Source organism: Pseudoalteromonas sp. 23_GOM-1509m, from assembly GCF_000518425.1.
Classification (GTDB): Bacteria; Pseudomonadota; Gammaproteobacteria; order Enterobacterales; family Alteromonadaceae; genus Pseudoalteromonas; species Pseudoalteromonas tetraodonis.
On the sequence record NZ_JADO01000021.1, the window covers coordinates 34,391 to 55,594 of the forward strand.

General features: G+C 41.0%; 21 protein-coding genes. 7 read left to right on the forward strand and 14 right to left on the reverse strand.

The window, feature by feature from the left end; all coding sequences use genetic code 11:
* Window positions 1-16: 16 nt before the first annotated feature.
* The 3 genes from N523_RS0109110 to ycaO form a co-directional block, all read right to left on the reverse strand.
* Window positions 17-649 carry a YceH family protein gene (locus N523_RS0109110; RefSeq protein ID WP_028834876.1) on the reverse strand — a complete coding sequence of 211 codons (633 nt, stop codon included), beginning with the start codon at window positions 647-649 and terminating at the stop codon, window positions 17-19.
* Window positions 650-696: 47 nt separating this feature from the next.
* Window positions 697-4,050, reverse strand: a complete 3,354-nt coding sequence (locus N523_RS0109115) for an ATP-binding protein (protein ID WP_028834875.1) — start codon at window positions 4,048-4,050, stop codon at window positions 697-699.
* Between the two features lie 118 nt (window positions 4,051-4,168).
* A complete protein-coding gene (ycaO, locus tag N523_RS0109120; RefSeq protein WP_013463710.1) occupies window positions 4,169-5,929 on the reverse strand; it encodes a 30S ribosomal protein S12 methylthiotransferase accessory factor YcaO in 1,761 nt (586 codons plus the stop codon).
* Between the two features lie 156 nt (window positions 5,930-6,085).
* On the opposite strand from ycaO, the gene N523_RS0109125 reads away from it, so the two are divergent.
* The 4 genes from N523_RS0109125 to N523_RS0109140 all read left to right on the forward strand — a co-directional run bounded on the left by N523_RS0109125 (window position 6,086) and on the right by N523_RS0109140 (window position 11,237).
* On the forward strand, window positions 6,086-8,374 hold the full coding sequence (locus N523_RS0109125; protein ID WP_028834874.1) for a penicillin acylase family protein: 2,289 nt from the start codon (window positions 6,086-6,088) through the stop codon (window positions 8,372-8,374).
* Window positions 8,375-8,450: 76 nt separating this feature from the next.
* The gene (locus N523_RS0109130) at window positions 8,451-9,299 is read left to right on the forward strand and encodes an MBL fold metallo-hydrolase (RefSeq protein WP_013463711.1); all 849 of its coding nucleotides are present in this window, start codon (window positions 8,451-8,453) and stop codon (window positions 9,297-9,299) included.
* Between the two features lie 88 nt (window positions 9,300-9,387).
* Window positions 9,388-10,920 (forward strand): carbon-nitrogen hydrolase family protein, encoded by a 1,533-nt coding sequence (locus N523_RS0109135; protein ID WP_028834873.1) that lies wholly within the window; start codon window positions 9,388-9,390, stop codon window positions 10,918-10,920.
* Complete coding sequence (locus tag N523_RS0109140; protein WP_016900225.1) at window positions 10,920-11,237, forward strand: DMT family transporter; 318 nt, start codon at window positions 10,920-10,922, stop codon at window positions 11,235-11,237. Before N523_RS0109135 ends, N523_RS0109140 begins: the two co-directional genes overlap by 1 nt.
* Before the next feature lie 44 nt (window positions 11,238-11,281).
* Here N523_RS0109140 and N523_RS0109145 read toward each other — a convergent pair whose 3' ends face one another.
* On the reverse strand, window positions 11,282-12,163 hold the full coding sequence (locus N523_RS0109145; protein ID WP_028834872.1) for a DMT family transporter: 882 nt from the start codon (window positions 12,161-12,163) through the stop codon (window positions 11,282-11,284).
* A gap of 243 nt (window positions 12,164-12,406) precedes the next feature.
* Between N523_RS0109145 and N523_RS0109155 the strand changes: the two genes are divergently transcribed.
* Window positions 12,407-12,790 (forward strand): MAPEG family protein, encoded by a 384-nt coding sequence (locus tag N523_RS0109155; protein ID WP_013463715.1) that lies wholly within the window; start codon window positions 12,407-12,409, stop codon window positions 12,788-12,790.
* 74 nt (window positions 12,791-12,864) lie between these two features.
* Here N523_RS0109155 and N523_RS0109160 read toward each other — a convergent pair whose 3' ends face one another.
* From N523_RS0109160 to N523_RS0109170, 3 genes are all read right to left on the reverse strand, one after another.
* Window positions 12,865-14,073, reverse strand: a complete 1,209-nt coding sequence (locus N523_RS0109160; protein WP_028834871.1) for a M56 family metallopeptidase — start codon at window positions 14,071-14,073, stop codon at window positions 12,865-12,867.
* A gap of 9 nt (window positions 14,074-14,082) precedes the next feature.
* On the reverse strand, window positions 14,083-14,457 hold the full coding sequence (locus tag N523_RS0109165) for a BlaI/MecI/CopY family transcriptional regulator (protein ID WP_013463718.1): 375 nt from the start codon (window positions 14,455-14,457) through the stop codon (window positions 14,083-14,085).
* Between the two features lie 109 nt (window positions 14,458-14,566).
* Window positions 14,567-15,259: a pseudouridine synthase gene (locus N523_RS0109170; protein WP_013463719.1), complete on the reverse strand. Its 693-nt coding sequence runs from the start codon at window positions 15,257-15,259 to the stop codon at window positions 14,567-14,569.
* Between the two features lie 91 nt (window positions 15,260-15,350).
* Here N523_RS0109170 and N523_RS0109175 point away from each other — a divergent pair, with 91 nt between their 5' ends.
* On the forward strand, window positions 15,351-15,656 hold the full coding sequence (locus N523_RS0109175) for a DUF6482 family protein (RefSeq protein ID WP_013463720.1): 306 nt from the start codon (window positions 15,351-15,353) through the stop codon (window positions 15,654-15,656).
* A gap of 41 nt (window positions 15,657-15,697) precedes the next feature.
* Window positions 15,698-16,117: a GNAT family N-acetyltransferase gene (locus N523_RS0109180; protein WP_028834870.1), complete on the forward strand. Its 420-nt coding sequence runs from the start codon at window positions 15,698-15,700 to the stop codon at window positions 16,115-16,117.
* Between the two features lie 14 nt (window positions 16,118-16,131).
* Here the strand turns inward: N523_RS0109180 and N523_RS0109185 are convergent, their stop codons facing one another.
* From N523_RS0109185 to lptM, 7 genes are all read right to left on the reverse strand, one after another.
* Entirely contained in the window at window positions 16,132-16,491 is a 360-nt protein-coding gene (locus tag N523_RS0109185; protein ID WP_016900219.1) for a HopJ type III effector protein, read from the reverse strand.
* 97 nt (window positions 16,492-16,588) lie between these two features.
* Window positions 16,589-17,299 carry an HAD-IA family hydrolase gene (locus N523_RS0109190; RefSeq protein ID WP_013463723.1) on the reverse strand — a complete coding sequence of 237 codons (711 nt, stop codon included), beginning with the start codon at window positions 17,297-17,299 and terminating at the stop codon, window positions 16,589-16,591.
* A gap of 10 nt (window positions 17,300-17,309) precedes the next feature.
* Window positions 17,310-18,254: a tyrosine recombinase XerC gene (locus N523_RS0109195; protein WP_028834869.1), complete on the reverse strand. Its 945-nt coding sequence runs from the start codon at window positions 18,252-18,254 to the stop codon at window positions 17,310-17,312.
* Complete coding sequence (locus tag N523_RS0109200; protein WP_028834868.1) at window positions 18,251-18,862, reverse strand: DUF484 family protein; 612 nt, start codon at window positions 18,860-18,862, stop codon at window positions 18,251-18,253. The genes N523_RS0109195 and N523_RS0109200 overlap by 4 nt, the downstream gene beginning before the upstream one ends.
* Window positions 18,859-19,689, reverse strand: coding sequence for a diaminopimelate epimerase (gene dapF / locus N523_RS0109205; protein ID WP_028834867.1), 831 nt, complete (start codon window positions 19,687-19,689; stop codon window positions 18,859-18,861). Before dapF ends, N523_RS0109200 begins: the two co-directional genes overlap by 4 nt.
* A gap of 64 nt (window positions 19,690-19,753) precedes the next feature.
* Window positions 19,754-21,007, reverse strand: coding sequence for a diaminopimelate decarboxylase (gene lysA, locus N523_RS0109210; RefSeq protein WP_024601982.1), 1,254 nt, complete (start codon window positions 21,005-21,007; stop codon window positions 19,754-19,756).
* Window positions 21,008-21,187, reverse strand: coding sequence for an LPS translocon maturation chaperone LptM (gene lptM, locus N523_RS0109215; protein WP_028834866.1), 180 nt, complete (start codon window positions 21,185-21,187; stop codon window positions 21,008-21,010).
* Window positions 21,188-21,204: the final 17 nt, after the last annotated feature.

A 21,204-nucleotide genomic window follows, 5' to 3' on the forward strand; every position in this document is an offset into this window, starting at 1 on the left:
ATTTCATATTTATGAATTAAAGCCCTAAGTGAGCTTTTATTTGTTTAAGCTGGACTTTTAGCTCATCAATTTCTGCAAGTAAGTCATTTAGCTCAGTGTTTTTTATATCATCAGTGTGTGTTTGTGCCTCAAGTGAAGCCTCGTTCACAGATGATTGATCTGCAAATAAATGAATATATCGACAATCCCGTTTACCTGATTCGCGCGGCAGCTTTTTAACATGATTGCTTTGAATTAGTTGTTCAAGTGACTTTTCAACATCATCAATACGAGCAAAGTCGGCAAGGCGGCTACTGCGTGTTTTTAATTCGCCAGGTGTTTGTGCGCCTCGCAATAATAATAAACAAATAATCGCCCTTTGCTGTTGATCAAATTGCAGGTGACTAAACTCAGTATTACAAAAACGATGATCGTATTTATTAACTCGCCCAGACAGCCCTTCATTTACAGTGACTAATCGCATACTGATTAATTCATCAACGGTTGTTTGAACTTGCTCTTCTGTATAATTAACAACTGGCGCGCGATTCGATTTTTGATTACAGGCATTTGTTAATGCATTTAACGATAAAGGGTAGTGCTCAGGTGTTGTGCTTTGTTTTTCTAATAAACAACCAATAACGCGTTGTTGCTCCATTGATAATTGCAATTGCATACCTTATCCCACCTAATAAATTCTATTTTTAGCTTACACTGTTATTTGCTTGTAAGCCATTGCTGGAGCTTAGAATGAAGAGTTGTGGCATTGAGGGGTTTAGTTAAATAGTCATCCATACCAGTGGCCAAACATTTGTCTTTATCACCCTGCATTGCATTTGCGGTAAGCGCTATTATTGTTATGTTTTTATTTACCTTGCCTGCTTTGCCTTCTCTGATGGCAATAGTTGCTTGGTAGCCATCCATCGTAGGCATTTGGCAATCCATTAATATTAATTGATAAGTGTTAGCTGGGTTTTGATTCAACGTTTCAACTGCCTCAGCACCATTTTCAGCAATCTCAAATGTCACGTTCAACTGTTTTAAAAAAGCAGCGGTAACAACTTGGTTAATTTTATTATCTTCTACTAATAAAACATGCGCCGCGAGTGTATCTGTCATAACCTCAGTGGCAGCAAGCGACTTTAGTTGTGTATCAACGTGTGTTTGCTCGATTGTGCTTTTTGCAGTCAGCGCATTTTGTAAATCAAAAGGGGTGAGTGGTTTAAATACGAGGGTTTCTTCGGTTAATGGTAAGGTCGCGTTTTTATTTGTATAACTCATGGGAGCCATAATAATTAAATGGCCGCTACTTCTTGTTAAAAACTGCTTAAGTGCGAGTGCTTGAGCTTCGTATAATGGTTCAAATAAAGCACTGTCAACGAGCACAATGTTTGGTGGGGTATCTTCATGGCTATTAATGTAGGCACTTATAGACAGGTAATCGCAGATCGTGCTGACCTTAGCCCCCCAGCGAGTTAATTGTTTTTTGGCAATAGTGGTATTGAGTAAGCAATCATCAATAACCCAAATACGCTTATTTTTAATTGCTTGATATGCTTCGTGCTGTTGAACTAATTGAGGGGTTATCTTTATAAAAAAGGAAAATGTACTGCCTTCATTTGGTGTACTACTCACACTCACTTTGCCACCCATGAGCTCACACAGCTGCTTTACAATAGCAAGACCCAGGCCTGTGCCACCATATTGGCGTGTGGTTGATGTGTCTGCTTGAGTAAATGAGTCAAATAAATGGGGCTGTTTCTCTGCGCTGATTCCTATACCTGAGTCAGCGATTGCACATTCTAAAACTGTGGCGTCAAGTGTGTGGGCTATTTTAGCGGTTACCAATATTTCACCGTTTTGGGTGAATTTAACGGCATTACCAATTAAGTTACTTAAAATTTGACGTAATCTATTCGGATCGCTAATAAATTCGCTGCTGGTGATGTGTGTTGCATCCAAAATTAACGTGGTGTTATTTTGCTCGGCTTTTAATGCAAATGACTCAACCACTTCACCCAGTAAGCGAGGTAAATTAAATTGAATATTTTCAATGTCTAACTTACCAGCCTCTATTTTAGAAAAGTCTAAAATATCATTAATAATTCCTAACAATGACTCTGCAGATGATTGTGCAAGTTTAATATGATGCTTTTGTTGTTGATCTAATTGGGTTGCTTTAACAATATTAAGCATTCCCAACACCCCATTCATGGGTGTGCGAATTTCATGGCTCATGCTGGCTAAAAACTCACTTTTTGCAATCACAGCTTGTTCTGCGGCTTCTTTTGCCTTGACTAGTTGTGCCTCTGTTTCTATACGTTGTTGGCTAGAGTAAAGGCTGCCAATTAAAGCCCCTACAGCAATTAAAAAGCTTTCTTCATTATGGCTCCATGTTCTAACTATATCTTGCTCAGCACATACTACTCCAATAGAGCCACTGCTTGCAGGAATAAGAACACACAGCATCGCCTTTACTGAAAACGGTTGAAGGTAGCTTTCTTTGATGGGGGCTAAGTAGGGATGTTGTTGAGCATTATCAACACAAAATATCGCTTTTCGTTCTATTGCGGTAAAAAAGTCAGGAATAGTTTCTTGCAGCCACGGAATATTATTTTCGCTACCTGAACGATTAAAACTCGCAAATTGAATTAGCTGGGTTCTTTGTTGGTTAAACAATTTTATACTGGCGCTGTTTACCTCAAGGGCTTGGCAAATAGACTGCGTGATTAATTCTTTAGATTGGCTCAGTTTGCCATTTAATATTTCATCACTCACCGTTAAGGAGGCCAAGGTTTCGTTAAAACGAGCAATTTTGCGATTTTCTAATTCTACTTTTTTACGGGCATCAATATTTTGTAATGAACCAAATATTCTTACACAACGGCCATTTTTAAGTTCAGCTTCACCGTGAACAAGTGCCCATACAGGCTGACCATTTGCATTGATCACTTCAAGCTCAGTTTCGTAACTTTCACCATGCTTAATTGCTCTTTCAACCAGTTTAGCGATTTTTTCTCTACTTTCACCTTCTTTAAAATAATTTAAATTTTCTGACCATTTTGGTTGCTCATCTAATGGGTATTCAAATATTTTTTTAGTCATATCTGACCAAAACACGTGTTTTTTTTCTAAGTTAAACGACCATGCACCGACTTGTGCTAAATTACTCATCACCTCAAGCATTCTTTCGCTTTCTTGTTCACGGTTGAGTATTTTTAGATAAAACAAAAAGGCAGAAATGAGCAAGCCTAACACGGTTAAAATAATGAACCGTAAAGGCCAGATCGAAGAACTCACTGGTTGCCAGCCTTGCTTGGGTATAACATAAAGCTGCCAAACACCTCCTTGAAAGTTTAAAGTAAATACTAGAGGGTCTTGATCAGTAATAGAGGGGTCACCGAAAAAAAACTCACCTTGCTTACCTAATCCATTACGTCCTTGTATTGCTATATTATAATTTTGCTGTAGTTCAATAATCCCCGAGTTTTCATAAACTTTTTCTATATCGAGTACCACTGAGAGCAATCCCCAAAAGGCGTTATTTTCTGGCAAGTATACTGGTACGCGCGCAATCAAGGCTTCGCTGCCTTGGACAAGCTGAAGTGGACCTGCCATCACGATCGTATTCGTGTCTCTTGCTTTAATGGCATCTTCGCGCTGTGCTTTATTTTCCAAAAAATTAAGACCTATCGCTTTTTCGTTACCTTTAAGCGGATGGGTCATTTTTATTACCATGTCTGGCGCCGCGCCAATGTTACGTAGCTCATTTGAGGTTTCAAAAAGTGGGGCTGCAATTTGTTCAAAGCGAGTTTGATCTAAGTTTGGCTCAGCGGCAACAGCAATAGCTAAGCCACGAATGAGTTGAATATTAGACACTAATACAGCTTCAAGTTGTGCTCTATAGGTACTTACCTGCGACAGAGTGCGTAATCGATAAGCATCTTTCTCACGGTGATAATTGACGTGATCAAGCACCAAGCTGATAGTGATTATCAACACCAGCGATAATAAAAAAGTCAGCTTAGCGTTATTAATTCGGGTGCGTTTGTTTTTGCGCTGCGGGGACATAGAGTGTAATTAAGTTGTTAATCAAGACAGGCTAACTATAGTCAATTTATCGAAGAAATAAAAATGGCGCAGTTAAAAATGCGCCATTTTATTTTTATAATTAGTAGTTTAGGTGTGGTTATGAGTCGCTAACTTCGCGCGCCCAATGCTGTTGCTTTGCAACGTGTAATTTGCGGTAACCATCAAGAAGTGCTGCATGCTTTTTAAAGCCCTCAAGCGATAAGCCTGGGAAAGTTAAGCCGTTAAATAATTTACGACCTTCAGCAATTTCAATAGCAAGCGTGACATTGTCGCTACCAAACATTAAACCTAATGCATCTTGATAACTTGCATATTCGCGCTCGTCATCATATTTAATTTCAAGGATTGCTTTTAAGCAACGAAAGTGACGCATCGCTTCGTCGTTTACTTGGCCGGTATGCAAAATCCAATCAACCCAGTCAATAGCTTCTTCATTACCCGCCGCTAAGCATAAATGTGCTTTAAGCTCACCAATGCGTAGTGTGTGCCAAGGTGTATCGGCGTCGGTTGCTAAGCCAATGAATTCAGCTGCGCGAATAATATCGCTGTGGCCTGCTTCTTCGAGGTTGTCGTAAATTTCCATCCATTGTTCGCTATCGTACTGATCAAGCGATAAGAAGTCTTCACGGAATTTAGCGCCTTCATTATTGTTGCGCCAAATTAACTCATCTACTGGATAAATGTCTGACATACCAGGAACTAAAATACGACATGCATACACGTTTAAGTGGGTGTAATCCATAATATAGATATCGTGACCCATGCTATGAATTAAATCAGTACAGAAGTTGTATTCTTGCTCAGTTGAACCACTAAAGTCCCAATGTACAAATTCAAAATCTGCTTCAGAGCGGAAAAAGTCATGTGAAATTAAACCGCTTGAATCAATAAAGTGCAGTTCAATGTTCTCAGGAGTAGCGACTTCGTCGTTATCAAATGTAGCAGGTTGGAATACGTCTAGTTGATCTAGGCGACGACCTTGCAGTAATTCAGTAACGGTACGCTCTAGCGCTACTTCAAATGAAGGGTGGGCACCAAAAGAAGCAAATACTGACCCATCAACAGGGTTTATAAGCGTGACACTCATTACTGGGTATTTACCGCCTAGTGATGCATCCGCAATGCGTAAATGGAAGCCATGGCTACGCAGCTCTTCACAAGCTTCATGAATTTTAGGGTATTGTTTTACCACCTCTTCAGGCACGATTGGCAAGCTGATACCTTCGGCAATAATGCGGTTTTTAATAGCGCGCTCAAATACTTCAGATAATCCCTGAACACGGGCTTCAAATTTAGTATTACCGGCACTCATACCATTAGAAACAAAAATATTACCAATCACATTCACCGGAATATAAATGTCTTGGTTGTCGCGCTGACGAGTGTACGGCACAGAACAAATACCACGTTCGAAATTGCCAGAGTTAAAGTCATAAAGATGTGATGCAGTTAATTCACGCTCTGGGTCAAAATAATCCCATAAGCTTTCATCCATAATACCCTGCGGTATTTCATCGTTTTCAACTTTAAACCATTTCTCGTTTGGATAATGAGTAAAGTCATCATTGGCGAACTCTTCGCCTAAGTAAAAATCAGCAAAAAAGTAGTTACAGCTTAAACGCTCAAAATATTCACCTAGCGCAGAGGCAATAGAGGCTTTATCAGTGGCACCTTTACCATTAGTAAACATCACACCGCAGTCGCTATCTTTTATATGAACTGAATAACAGTTTGCTACAGGGTTAAGCCACAGCGCTTCTTCAATATTAATATTCAGCGCTTTTAGCTTGTTTTGCATGGTAGAGATAGACGATTCTAAATCGCGGTCTTTACCTTTAATAAATGTTTTTTCAGTCATTTTGATCTCAACTAGGTCTGCACAATACATGAACTGTGTATTATCGTGGATTTTGATGTTTATTTCACCCTTTACCCGCTTTTCGTAGCGTTTTTAATAGAACGAATATGAATATATGCTAATAATAGTTTATTGAAATAGTTAGAGGGTATGTTTATGTTTAAAGTAATCAAACGGTTGCTATTGGTTGTTGTGATTTTAGCGCTCGCCAGTACTGCAATTGTTTACGGCGTTTTGACCTTAAGTTTGCCAGCCCTTGATGGTAAAGGCCGAAGTGATGCGTTAACACAGCCCGTTAAAGTCGCTCGTGATACGCTTGGTCAAGCCGTTATTACTGCAACTACTCGTCATGACGCTGCCTATGGCTTAGGGTATGCTCATGGGCAAGACCGCTTTTTTCAAATGGATTTATTACGTCGTAATGCGGCCGGTGAGCTAAGCGAACTATTTGGTGAAGCCGCGCTTGGGCTTGATAAAAAAATGCGTTTTCACCAATTACGTAAACGCAGCCAAGCTATTTTAAAAACCCTCCCGAAGACCGACAAACAGCTGCTACGCAGTTATGCCCAAGGTGTAAATGAAGGCCTTGCACAAGTAGGGTACCCAAGTTTTGAATATTTACTCACGGGGGCTGAGCAAAAGCCTTGGCAAAGTGAAGACAGTTTATTAGTTATTTTTAGCATGTACCTTGATTTACAGTCATCTACATTTGAGCGCGACCAAGCTTTAATTCAAATAGAGCAGCAGTACGGGGCTGAAATGGTAAGTTTTTTAACGCAGCCTAGCCAATATCAAGCCGCATTGGATGGCAGTCAGCTCGCTCTTTTGAATAACCCAATCCCCGAGCTTTTATCGCAGCCAATCACCGCGATTAAAACCATTAAAGCTAATTTAGAAGTGGGAAGTAATAATTGGGCAGTGACCTCAAATTTAACCCATACTCAGGCTGCGATGCTCTCTGATGATATGCATTTATCAATGGCTGTGCCGGTTATTTGGTATCGGGCCCAATTAAACTATTCATTAAATAATAAACCCATGCAGGTAACGGGTGTCTCGCTTCCAGGAGCGCCGGCGATTGTAGTAGGCACAAATAACAACATTGCATGGGGGTTTACCAACGGGTATTTAGATACCGCCGATTGGATTGCGCTAAATAACGATAGCACAATGTGGCAAGTAGATGAGCCTATTGCATTACCCAGTGGCAAAGTAGAAAGTTACTCTCTTACGCTCAGTGAATATGGACCGGTAAAATACATTAATGAAAAGCCTTACGCACTGAGCTGGACTGCACATCAACCATACGCCGTTAATATGCAGCTATTACAGCTTGAGCAAGCACAGACTGTTGATGATGCGCTTGATATTGCAAGTGACGTAGGTATTCCTGTGCAAAACCTGCTGGTGGTCGATGACCAAGGAAGTGCAGCATGGAAAAATATGGGCGGTATACCTGCGCGAAAAACACCTAGTGAATTAGCCGTAAAAGAAGAAGATTACTCCGCGCTTTGGCAGCAAAACGAAATCGATCGACCTTTTATTAAAAATCCTGAAAACGGGCGATTATGGACAGGTAATTCTCGAGTGGTATCTGCTGATGATAACGTCCGTTTTGGTAATGGCGGCTATGCGCTTGGAGCCCGTGCAACGCAAATTCGCGATAGGCTATTTGAAAAACAACGCTTTAATGAAAGTGATTTTTATCAGTTGCAGTTAGATAACCAAGCACGATTTTTAATGCCTTGGCATGCCTTATTGCTTGAGCAGTTAAAAAAGCAGCCCACGCGCTATAAAGATCACATAAATGCCCTCGAAAACTGGCAGCAATGCGCTTGCCCGCAATCAATAGGGTATACCTTAGTAAAGACGTATCGTGATGAACTGATTAATATTTTATTTAGCAGTATTGAGACAACACTCAACCAGCAAGATGGCACATTAAAATATGTGAAACGTGATTTAGAGCCTGCTGTTTGGCAGTTAATAAAGGCTCAGCCAACAAGTTGGGTTAATCCGCAGTTTACTAATTGGGAGCAGCAATTACAGGGCGCATTTGAGCAAACACTCACGCAGTTAACATCAAGGTTTGGTAGTAACATACAAAACTGGCAGTGGGGAAAAGTAAACGAATTAGCGATTGAGCACCCGTTTGCTAAACAAATGCCCATACTAAGTAAGTTACTTAACATGCCAACAGCGCCCGGGTTTGGTGACAGTTATATGCCAGCGGTGCAAAAACGTAGTTTTGGCGCATCACAGCGTTTTATTGTTCAGCCTGGGCACTTAAAGAATGCTATTTTAACGATTCCGGGTGGGCAATCAGGCCACCCACTTTCTGAGTTTTATCGAGCTGGCTTTGATGAATATGTAAAAGGTAAGCACACGCCATTATTACCGCAAGCATTAATGCATCAAATTGAAATTGCACCAATGAACGACTAGCCTTGGATGCAAAGTGAGCTAAATAAGTAGTAATAACGTTTTATAACCCAGATAAAGCAATTATAGGAAAACAAAAATGAAAAAATTACTACCGGCATTAATCACCAGTTTACTGTTAAGCAATTATGCATTTGCGGATGAAAACCCTGTTACGGCTACACAATTAAGTGAACATGTTTACGTGTTATTTGGTCAAGGCGGTAACATTGCCGCAAGCGTGGGGGATGATGGCATTTATATTATTGACGATCAGTTTGCCAAGCTTTCCGACGATATAAAAAAAACCATTAGCGACTTAAAGCCAGGCAGTGCCGAGTTTGTAATTAATACCCATCATCATGGCGACCATACTGGGGGTAACGAGAACTTTGCCAAAGCGGGCGCACATGTGATTGCTCACGACAATGTACACAAACGCTTAAAAGAAAAACATGGTGAGGGTTCTGATTACTTACCGCGTATTAGTTTTGGCCATGATTTAAAACTGCACTTTAACAATGAGCATGCGCATGTTGTGCACTACTCAAATGCACACACAGATGGCGACTCGGTTATCTTTTTTAGTAACGACAACATAGTGCACATGGGCGATATATATTTTAACTTTGGAAGCTTACCTTTTGTTGATGTAGATAGTGGCGGTAGTGTTGATGGTGTTTTAGCAGCGGTTGATGATGTGATCAAACAAATTGATGAAAAAACAACCGTTATTCCAGGGCATGGCCCGATAAGCGACCGTTCAGGGCTAATGACGTATCGTAAGCTGGTACAAAAAGCGAAAGATGTTATGCTTAATGCTATGCAAAACGATGCCAGTTTAGAGCAAGTCCTCAAAGCCGATCCATTATCAGAACTTGGCCTTGAATATGCAAACTGGTTACCAAAAGAGCGTGTAACCACCCTTTTTTATCGCAGTTTAAAGTAGCGCCTAGCGCGAACCATAACGCATAAACCTAATTAAGCTGAGCATTTGTTCAGCTTTTTTGATTTTTACGTGCCTAAAGGAGTTGTATATGTCGGCAGAAAAAACCCATCTTGAAATTTGTAATTTAAGCAGAGAACAATACCCACAAATTAAAATCTTGATGGACGAAGCGTACCCTGATTTAGGCGGCGCATGGCCAAGCCATACAATTTTTAGACTTATAGATCAGTTCCCTGAAGGGCAAATTGGTATTGTTGATGATGGCGTGCTGGTGGGTTTAGCGCTGAGTGTACAAGTGGATTATGCACGTTTTTCAAACCCGCACACCTATGAAGATATTGCTGATGGCCATGACCGTGTATTTAGTGATACCACAGGTGACGCGCTATATGGTTTAGATGTTGCTATTAGTGAGCAGTACCGAGGCATGCGTTTAGGGCGTCGTCTTTATGATGCCCGTAAAGAATTATGTCGCCAATATAACTTACGCGCTATTTTAGCGGGTGGCCGCATTCCGCGTTATTACAATCACAGCGACGATATGACGCCAATGGAATACATTGCCAAGGTGGATCAAAAAGAGATATACGATCCTATATTGAGCTTTCAATTAGCTAACGATTTTCAGGTAAAGCGTTTACTTAAAAAGTACCTTCCAGAGGATCAAGAATCAGTAGGTTATGCCACGTTACTTGAGTGGAATAACATTATGTTTGAGCCAACCGATACCGTTATTGAGTCGACTAAATCAATCGTACGTGTTGGGGCTGTGCAGTGGCAAATGCGCTGTGTTGAGTCGGTTGAAGAAATGCTTAAGCAAGTTGAATACTTTGTTGATACGGTGTCTGATTATAAAAGCGACTTTATTTTATTTCCGGAGTTCTTTAACGCGCCATTGATGGGGTTAACTGAGCAAAGTAATCAAACCGAAGCCATTCGTTATTTAGCTGAATACACTGAGACTTTTAAAAACGCGATGTCGCGGATGGCAATTGAGTACAACGCGAATATTATCACCGGCTCTATGCCGCTTGCCGAGGGTGATAAAATCTATAACGTGAGTTACCTGTGCCACCGCAGTGGCAAAATAGATGAGCAACGTAAAATTCATATCACCCCGCATGAACATAATGATTGGGTGATTCAAGGCGGTGATAAAATAGCGGTATTTGAAACCGATGCCGGTCGCGTAGGGATTCAAATTTGTTACGATGTTGAGTTTCCAGAGTTGTCGCGTATTTTAGCAACCCAAGGGCTTGATATTTTATTTGTGCCATTTTGGACCGACACCAAAAATAGTTATTTACGTGTTCGCCACTGTGCACAAGCGCGCGCTATTGAAAACGAATGTTATGTGGTTATCGCAGGTTCGGTGGGTAATTTACCCGAAGTAGAAAGTTTAGATGTACAGTACTCGCAATCTGCTGTTCTTACACCGTCTGACTTTTCATTTCCACACGATGCCACACTAAATGAGGCCACCACCAATACCGAAATGCTATTATTTAGCGACTTAGATATGGACAAGTTAAAAATACTTCACAGTGAAGGTACCGTGCGTAACTTAAAAGACCGCCGCAGTGATTTATATGAAGTGATATTGAAAAAGAGAGATGTTTAATGGCGTGGATGTACTTAATAATTGCAGGGTTACTTGAAATTGGTTGGCCCATAGGCTTAAAAATTTCACAAAACCCAGATACCCGTTGGCAAGGCATTGCAATTGCAATCGCGTTTATGGTCGCAAGTGGCTTTATGCTTTGGTTAGCGCAAAAGCAAATCTCTATGGGGACTTCTTATGCGGTATGGACGGGTATTGGCGCAGCAGGTACGTTTTTAGTTGGTATATTATTTTATGGTGATGCAGCCACTTTTGGCCGTATTGCTGGTGTATTAATGATTATTTGTGGTGTCATCACCTTAAAAATTAGTCATTAATTGTTAGATTAAAAAACAAGCGCAGATTTATACCTGCGCTTTTTTTAACTACTTGGCAGCATAACCAATATGGCAGCCACTGCAATCAGCACTAGCCCCGCACTGTCTTGGCGCTTTAGCGGCTGCTTTAGCCATAAAATAGAGATTAACATGGTAAAAAATACTTCTATTTGACCGAGCGTTTTTACATAGGCGACATGTTGTAAGCTCATGGCACTAAACCAGCCTACGGAACCTAAGCAGCTAAATACACTCACTGCACTTGTCATTTTCTTATATTGATACATCATTTTAAAGGTATGGCGCTCTTTTAAAGCAATGTATATACATAACATCAGTGTTTGCAAGCTAATAATCAGTAACAAAACCCACGCGGGTGCATAAGGAAAAGCTATACCCGAGCTTAAACTTGCTTCGCGGATCCATGACGATGACAACGCAAACGAAGTACCGCAAGCAAGCCCTGTTAAGGCGGTTTTTAAGCTAAAATGTTTCACATTCGCAATGCCGCTTAATAGCAATACAGCAAGTGCGCCAATAAATACACCAATCCAACCTAAAAATGAAAGCGCCGAACCAAAAAATAGTAACCCTAATATCGCCGCCATTAGCGCTTCGCTTTTAGCAAGGCCGGCGCCTACTGCAAAATTGTTCATTTTAAACAACTTCACCATGAGCCCTGTGGCAATAATTTGCACTATGCTGGCTCCAATAATATAGCTAATAAATAAAGGATTAAATGAAGGGAGCGGCGCATCTTGGTAATAATAAAGCGCATATAAATACAGCCCTGCAATAGGGCTTGCGATAATAAAGCGGGCTAGAGTAACGCCAGCAACGCTGACATGAGCGCTTAATTTGCTTTGCAGTGCATTACGCCATGACTGCATAAATGCGGCAAAAATAGTGAGTAAAATCCAAATCATCTTAAATAACATACAAAAAAGTGGAGAGCTAATTTAGCAGTACTCTGGCATTAAAGCGACCATCAAAAAGGCATAATGAATATTCATCACCTGCGACAATTTGCCACAGTGACGCACTGCTTAAATCGGCTATAGTGTGAGGGATGTTACTGCTAGCCGCCAGAGCTCAGGTTATTTATATTTGGCGGCTTTTTTCTATTTGCTGTGTTATTTTGGGTCATAAATAATAACTCGAGAATTATAATGACGATTTTATTGGTTTGCGCCTTAATTGCAGTGATCATGCCTTATGTTGCGAGAATCCCAGCTATTATAGAAATGAATAAGCTCGGTGGTTACGATAATAAACATCCGCGGCAACAACAAACACAACTTACAGGACTCGGAGCACGGGCGCTGGCTGCTCATCAAAACTGTTTTGAATCGTTAGCGGTTTTTGCCGTTGCTTTGGCTGCTGTATTAGGCACAAACAATGTTAATGCCGTAACCGAAACTTTAGCGATGACGCATATTGTAGCGCGTATTTTATTTTGTACTTTTTATTATTTAAACCTCGATATTATTCGCTCGATCACTTGGCTGGTGGGAATAGGCACCGCTATTGGCATGATCGCCGTCAGTTTATAACGAGAATAAGCAAAAACCACAAAGCAAGCAGCCTAAAAGGGTGCTTGCTTTATAGTCTTAAACACTTATTCCCATTAATGCGATATGTTAACTCGCTCTATTAAATCACTTTTTGTAACTGTACTGTTGAGTGCAAAATCAAGTTGTATTAGTACGTTCTGTTGTCCCATTGATGAAGGCGTATATTGCCATTGCATCAGTGCTCTTTTTGCTTCTTTGTTAAAGACTGCTTCTGGTTCAGCTTTTACAACAGTAATGTTAGCTGTTTTGCCTGCTGGGGTTATGTCGTATTTTAATACCACTGAACCGCTAATGCCTTGTTCCGCCGCTTGTTTTGGGTAAAGCGGTTCGATTCGCATTACGGGAGCGATAGATGTTTCTTTTTTAGCTGATGCTTCAGGTTGCTTTGCTACAGCTAAGCCACTGAGCAAGCTTGCTGCTATAAGTAACACGCTTCCTTTTGCTAGGCGCGAATGTGCGCCGTTATGTTTGATATTAGTAAGTCGTTGTAACATGGTTTTTTTATCTCCGTAGTGTGAATAAGCCATCAGACCCGCTGGCGCATTGGCAGCGCAGTTTATTAAGGCTTTGCTGTATAAAATTTGTTGCTGTGTGGTTTTATTGCTTAGTACCCGTTCATCACAAGTTAGCTCCTGCAAACGTCTACAGCTTGCATAAGCCATCCAAGCCAGAGGGTTAAACCACAATAAAATTGTAGCCAGTAATAGCAGCACATTTATAAGGTTGTCTTTGCGCTTTATATGCACGTTTTCGTGCTCTAGAATAAGCGCCAGAGTAGTATTATCAAACTGAGTATTATAATTGTGCGGCAATACCAGTTTGCTATTAAAAACACCAATGACCATGGGCGTAGCCACCTGAGCACTGGTATAAGTTTTTACTCCGGTTATTACCTGCTTAAAGTTCGCTAATTCAGTGAGCTGTAGGCCTTTGACAAATCGGGTATGGGTAACAACAGCGGCAATTAATAGGACCGTGGTAATAATGACATACAGTAGCGCCAAACTAACACTCAAGCTGTTTGTAAGTACCTGATTAGGTGTGATTAAATGGTAACTAATGCCGCTATTTTGCAGTGGCTTAATTGCACTAGGTAAATTAGCCAACAGAACTGATACAGGTATTAACCAAGCTAATTTATACACAAAGCGTGAACCAAGGGTTTTTAAGCCAAAGCGCTCCAGTAAAACAAACCCTGCAAACAACAGACTTAATAATAGCTGCTGCTCAATGAGCCAATTAAATCCTATTTGAATCGCCATGCTAACTCCTTACTTTTGATTCTTTTCCCAGTCATCAATGACTTTTTTAAGCTCGTTTATATCTTGCTGAGAGAGTTGCTCCGATTTAGCGAAGCCACTTACCAAAGGGGCAATACGACCACTAAAAAAGCGCTCTATGAAGTTCTTACTCTCTTTTAAAGTGTAATCAGCACGCTTTATACAGGGGGTGTAAATATATTGGCGGCCGTCTTTTTCGAAGCTAAGCGCGCCTTTTTTTACTAAACGACCCAATAAGGTTTTAATGGTTTTTTCGTGCCATTGTTTATCGTCACTTAAACGCTCAATAATTTGGCTGGCTGTGGCGGGGTAGTTAATCCAGAGTGCATCCAGCACTTCAAATTCTGCTTTTGATAATTCGATCATTTTATTGCCTACAAGTGTAATCTTTTATTTAAGACTACACCTGTAATCTATTTTTGCAAGTTTATTTTTTGTTTTTTAATCACGCTAAAGGGAGGGAATTAGTGTGAGCTTATTGGCTTAAAATATCGTTTTTGTTAATTTTTATAAAGTGGTTTTCTGGGAGGTTTAAATTATCTAATAGTAATTCACTGATCTGTACGCGGTATAAATCAATGACTGTGTAGCCACAGTAATGCGCCATTTTACGTATTTGCCTGTTGAGCCCTTGTTTTAAAACAATACTAAATTGATTACTCGCTATTTTAACTACTTCACAAGGTCGTGTTATTTGCTTATCAACGGGGACGCCTGCCGCCATTTTTTCACAAAAATGCGCGTCTAATGGTTTATTCACAGTGACTAAGTAGCGTTTAGGTTGATGAAAGTCTGGATGAATCAGTTGATTACAAAAGTCTCCGTCGTTGGTCAAGATAATTAAACCACGAGAATCTTTATCAAGGCGGCCAATAGGGTAAACACGGGTAAGTTGAGGCAGGTGATGAATAAGGCTGCTGGGGTCGTGATGATTGAGTTTACAGTCAATCCCTACCGGTTTGTGATAGGCAAAGTACACTAAATCGGCTGGGCCTTTAATGGCGTGACCATTAACGATAACACGGTCGTTTTCGTCCACATGATCAATATGATTAGCGGGGCGATTATTAACGATGACAACGCCTTCATCAATCAAGCGCGACGCTTGTTTTCGTGAGCAAATACCGGCATGAGCAATGTATTTAGCGAGTCGAATTTTTGTATCCATAATGCCGTGTAATTAAAAAATATTGATCGCGATTATAGCAAAGCTGCGTATTGATTACTTGGACAGTTAATTTAACAGTAGGTAGGTTACTATGGGTATTCAATTTTCAGAACTAAAAAAGCATCAGCCATTACAAAAAGTGGTTGTTCATTCACTGGAAATGGCCTTGTACCAAGTGTCTGTTGTCATTAATAATGTTGAATACTATGTACAAGAAAGTAATGGTGAATTTGTGAAGGCACTAAGCCCATTACATATTCAAAAACGCTTTGAAGATATCGCCTATGCACAAATGATGCTAAGGCACACCAGTGCTTATGATGAAATGTGTGGTCAACCGGAAAAAATTTCCAGTAATATGCTCGAAGTGCCCTTTGGGCAAAACAACCTGTTTTAATATCAGGTATTTGCTAATATAGGTTTATTTGGAATCATCCAATGTACCTATTACATCCCGATAATTCTGAGCAATTAAATCAAGCACTGCGCGCGCACATGCTTGAGTTTAATGCTCAGCACTTCGACGCACAGCGTCAACCTCTTGGCTTTAAATATCTCGATAAACAAGGTGAGTTAGTTGCAGGCATAAGCGGTCATGTGTTTGGTAACTGGTTGCTAATAAGCTGGTTATGGTGCGATGAATCTGCGCGGGGCAGTGGTTTGGCCGATTCGTTATTAATGTCATTAGAACACGCGGCGATTGAACAAGGCGCTGCTCAAGCACAACTTGATACCTTAGATTTTCAAGCCAAACCTTTTTACGAAAAACGGGGTTACCAAGTTAAATATCAACTTGATAATTACCCACTTAATGGCACTCGTTACTTTATGGAAAAACCGCTAATAGTGGCTGAATAACGCTGATTGGAGCGTTATTTTTTTGCCGTTAATGGCGTACCATCAAAGGTAACACCTAAAAATGGGGTGGCTTCAGGCGCTAACATAAAGGTGCGAATATTCATGTGGTCGTCGGCATCTGGGTTGTTTAGCACATCTTCGCGATAAAATGCCCCAAAACAATCTAATGTATTTTGCTTACTCAGGCCATTGAGCTTAGCAAACGCAAAAATCTTGCATGAACCGTTATTCTCACTCGCAGAGCTCAATAACCCATGGTTACTAAAACTGCACGCTGTAAAAGTATAATGCTCATCAATAACGGCCATAGTATCAGCAAAACCAATGCTTTTAGGCTCATTCGCGAGCGTTGTTAAGTAGTTTGTGAGCGTCATACGCTGTCCTTGTTATTATAAGATATTGTTAAGTAATTACCCCTAACCTATCTTATGATTGATTTATATTCAATTGAGCCAACAAAACAAGCATAGTTTATTTACCAATTAAGTGGGTTAACGCATGAATGTTGGTTATTTCAATATCAGCAAGTCCTTTGTAGGCATAGGCTTGTGCTTGATTATTTAACCACACAGACTGGCAGCCAGCGTTATTAGCACCTTGCACATCGCTATCAAGGCTGTCACCTATGTGTAAAATTTCACTGTTGTTAATACGCAAATGTGTTGCAGCTTGATCAAATAAGGTCGTATGTGGTTTAGCTTTACCGTGCAAGCCAGCTTGCAGCACCAGTTCAAACTTATCTTTTAAATTAAAACGCTCAACCTCTACATTACCGTTAGTAATGGCAATTAATTTGTAGTGCTGGCTTAGTTTATCGAGCAATGTTAGTACGTCTTCGCTCACTTCAATATTACTGCGCGCATCAGCAAATGCTTGATAAGCACTGTGTGCATGATGCTCTACTTCATCGTCTTTAAAACCAAGCTCAGACAAAACTAAGCGTAGGGTATGTTTACGCCACTGAGTGACGTTATCAATGAGTTCAGGTTGGTGTTGAACAACTCGCTCACGGCATTGTTGCCAAAACTGTGGCCCCTGTTTTTTATAGCCTGGCAGCGCATTTAAATAATCAATTTGCGCCTGAACGGCTGCGGTTATGATTGGGCGGTTGTCGTATAAGGTGTCGTCTAAGTCAAAGCTTAGTACAGAAAAAGGAGAAATTGCGCGATTAAATCGGATCATGGTTATTACCCTAATCGGTTCGTTTTTTAGCACGTGGATGGGTGTTGTCGTACACCTTAGCCAAGTGCTGAAAATCTAAATGAGTATAAACTTGGGTTGCAGATAAACTACTGTGGCCTAATAGCTCCTGTACTGCTCGTAAATCGCCAGACGATTCTAAAATATGCGACGCAAATGAGTGGCGTAATTTATGCGGATGCACTTGTGAGCTTATACCTTGTTTAATACCCCATTCTTGCATTCGCAAACGGACTTGGCGCACAGAGATACGGTTTTTTTTACTACTTAAAAATACCGCGTGTTCGTCTGCGCCCATAAATAGCCGCCGAACCGCGAGCCATTTCTTTAATGCCTCAAGGGCCTTAGAGCCAACCGGTATTAGCCGTTCTTTTGCACCTTTACCACGTACCAGTATTTCACCATTACGGGCGTTTATATCCTGCATGTTAGCACCAACTAACTCGCTAATGCGCAGACCTGATGAATACATGAGTTCCATCATGGCTTTATCTCGAATGGCAAGTGGATCGTCATCGGGGATTTCGAGTAAACGTGCCATTTGGTCAACATCAAGATTTTTAGGTAAAGGCTTGGCAAATTTAGGGCCTTTTATCCCTTGCGCGGGGTTATGGTAATGCGGTTGCTCAGTAATATTTTTTGCTTTTAAAAACTTATATAAACTTCGAATGCAGCTTAGCTTTAAGCTGATTGTTCTGCCGCTCAGTTGCTTAGCGCGCAGCGCCATGCTGTAACGGCGAATGTGCTCACTTTGTACGGCAAACCAATTGTCGCATAGCTTATTAAAATACAAGGCGGCAAAACCTAATTGGCTAACATATTGATTGACGGTGTGCGCTGAATACTGGCGTTCAAATTTTAAGTAATCACTAAATAATGTAATAGGTGTACGCCAGCTATCGCTTAAGTCGCTAATATTTGGCGTGTCGTCGCTCATGCCAGTTCCAGTAACCGTATTTGTAATGAGCGTACAAAATCTAACACAAATAAGTTATCTTGTGAGGGCTCAAAGTGGTTCTCATCGTGGCTGCCAAAAGCCAAAATTGCGTAGGGGTTACTCGGTTCACCAATTAAATAAAGTGCGGTCGATTGGGTATCATCGTTAAAGAGTAAGTCGCGCTCTTGCTGATTTACCCGCCCTAAATAATGATTACTATCTGACAATCTGTGCTTTACTAAGCCCTCAAACGCGCTGTCGTATCTTACGAGTTTGCACTCATTAATAGTCGGGCTCATGCAAATAATGTTGCGTAAGTTACTTGCCAAAGTATTAAAGTCGTAATTGCTCCAAAGCTGACGATGGCATTGACTGAACAAGCGGTACACGAGTTCATTTTGCGTGGCATGCTTGGTCATCGTCTCGATTTGATGTTTTAACTGAGTATTATGTTCACGTAGTTGACGTTGCTGAATATGTACTAACGAAGTCGCACCCTGAACTTGCTGTTGTAACTCAAGTTGCGCTAATAGCGCAGGTTGATTTATTAAAAAATCAGGGTGCTGTTGTAAGTAATCTATTACTTGCTGTTTAGTTAATTCACTCATAGTGCAACTTGCCCATCAAATACATGTTCAGCGGGGCCTGTCATACGCACTGGGTGGCCTTCGCCACTCCAGCGAACTTGTAAGCTACCGCCTGGTAAATCAACTTGCACTGTGCTGGTGAGCTTGTTTTGAATAAAGCCAATCACCATAGCGGCACACGCACCGGTACCACAAGCAAGTGTTTCGCTTACACCACGTTCCCACACTCTGAGTTTAATGTGTTCTTGAGAAATAACCTGCATAAAGCCAATATTTGCGCGCTGTGGAAAACGTTCATGATTTTCAAGCAACGGGCCAAAGGTACTCACTTGTGCCGTTTCAATGTCGTCTACTTCCATGACGCAATGCGGGTTACCCATAGAAACAGCACCACTAAAAACGGTATGTTCTTCTGCACGAATAATATAAGTCAGCTCACGTTTGGTTGCTTTAAGCGGGATTTTACTCGGCTCAAAATTAGGGTGTCCCATGTTAACCGTTACTTGGCCGTCTTTTTCAATATACAGGGTGAGGTTACCCGATTTAGTTGAAACGCTAATTTTATGTTTATTGGTTAAGCCTTTCATGCGCACAAAGCGGGCAAAGCAACGGGCGCCGTTACCACATTGTTCTACTTCGTGGCCGTCGGCATTAAAAATCCGATAGTGAAAATCGAGATCGGGTGAGTAAGGGGCTTCAACCATCAGTAATTGGTCAAACCCAATGCCGAAATGGCGATCGGCCAGCTTTTTGATTTGATCACGGGATAAAAAAACGTTTTGTGTAATATTATCAATCACAACAAAGTCGTTACCTAAGCCGTGCATTTTGGAAAAATTAACTAACATAGCGCTCTAATTCGGTTTTGCTCTGCGCTAATCATGCCACAGAGCAGCTAGGTAACAAAAACGTTTATGGTAAAATTTTCTCACCTTGGTACAGGCTCTCGATGGTTTCGCGTTCGCGAATAAGATGATGTTGCTCACCATCTACCATTATTTCGGCAACCCGTGGGCGTGAGTTATAATTTGAACTCATTGTAAAGCCGTATGCTCCAGCGCTACGCTGCACTAACAAGTCACCTTGTTTGAGTGCTAGAGGGCGGTCTTTACCTAAAAAGTCACCGGTTTCACACACCGGCCCAACCACATCATAGTTGTGGGTAGGTGTTTCGTCATCACGCACCGAGACAGGAATAATTTTTTGCCACGCTTGATAAAGTGATGGGCGCAACATGTCATTCATACCCGCATCAACAATCGCAAAGTACTTGTCTTGATTTTGCTTAATAAACTCAACCTGAGTCACTAAAATCCCAGCGTTAGCGGCAATAGCTCGCCCTGGTTCAAAAATCAGTTCAAGGTGGCGATAATTAGTAAGGCGCTGTGTTACTTGTGCTGCATACTCACTCGGGTGGGGAGGCTGTTCGTCGTCGTAGGTTACTCCAAGGCCTCCACCAATATCTAAATGGCTTAACTCAATACCTGCATTTTTTAACTCATCAATTAATGCCAGTAGTTTATCAAGCGCCTCTAAAAACGGTTTGGTTTGTGTCAGCTGTGAGCCAATGTGACAATCAACCCCAACAATATTTAAGCCAGGTAACGACGCTGCATGTTGATACACACTTAACGCGGTTTCGATACCAATACCAAATTTGTTTTCTTTTAGGCCAGTAGAAATATACGGGTGTGTTTTAGCATCAATATCAGGATTAACACGAATAGAAATTGGCGCGTCTAGATTAAGCTCACACGCTACTTCTGAAATGCGCTCAAGCTCTGAGATTGATTCAACGTTAAAACATTTAATACCTAATTCTAACGCATAAGCAATTTCGTCAGCGGTTTTAGCAACCCCAGAAAAAACCACTTTATTGGCTGCGCCTCCCGCTTTGATGACCCGCGCGAGCTCGCCTTTTGAAACAATGTCAAAACCCGCACCAAGTCGCGCCAGTATATTTAATACTGCAATATTTGAATTTGCTTTAACGGCGTAGCACACTAGGCTTTTATGATCTTGAGCTGCATTGGCAAACGCTAAATAATGGCGTTCAAACGTCGCTCTTGAATACACATAACACGGTGTACCATAGTGCTGTGCAATCGTTGCTACGCTGACATCTTCAGCAAATAGTTGGTTGTTTTTATAATTAAAAAAATCCATTTACTGCTCCTGTTTTTGCTCAATAGGTGTTTGCTTGTTGGAGGTGTCTGTTGGCTGATTTTGTTCAGTAGGCTGCTCTGGTAAGTACAGCGGGCCGCTTTGACCACAGCCAGCTAACGCACACAACAAAACGGTGCTGATTAATAGTTGTTTTAATTGTAAGGTATATGTCGCTTTCATTAGATTAATACGGTTGC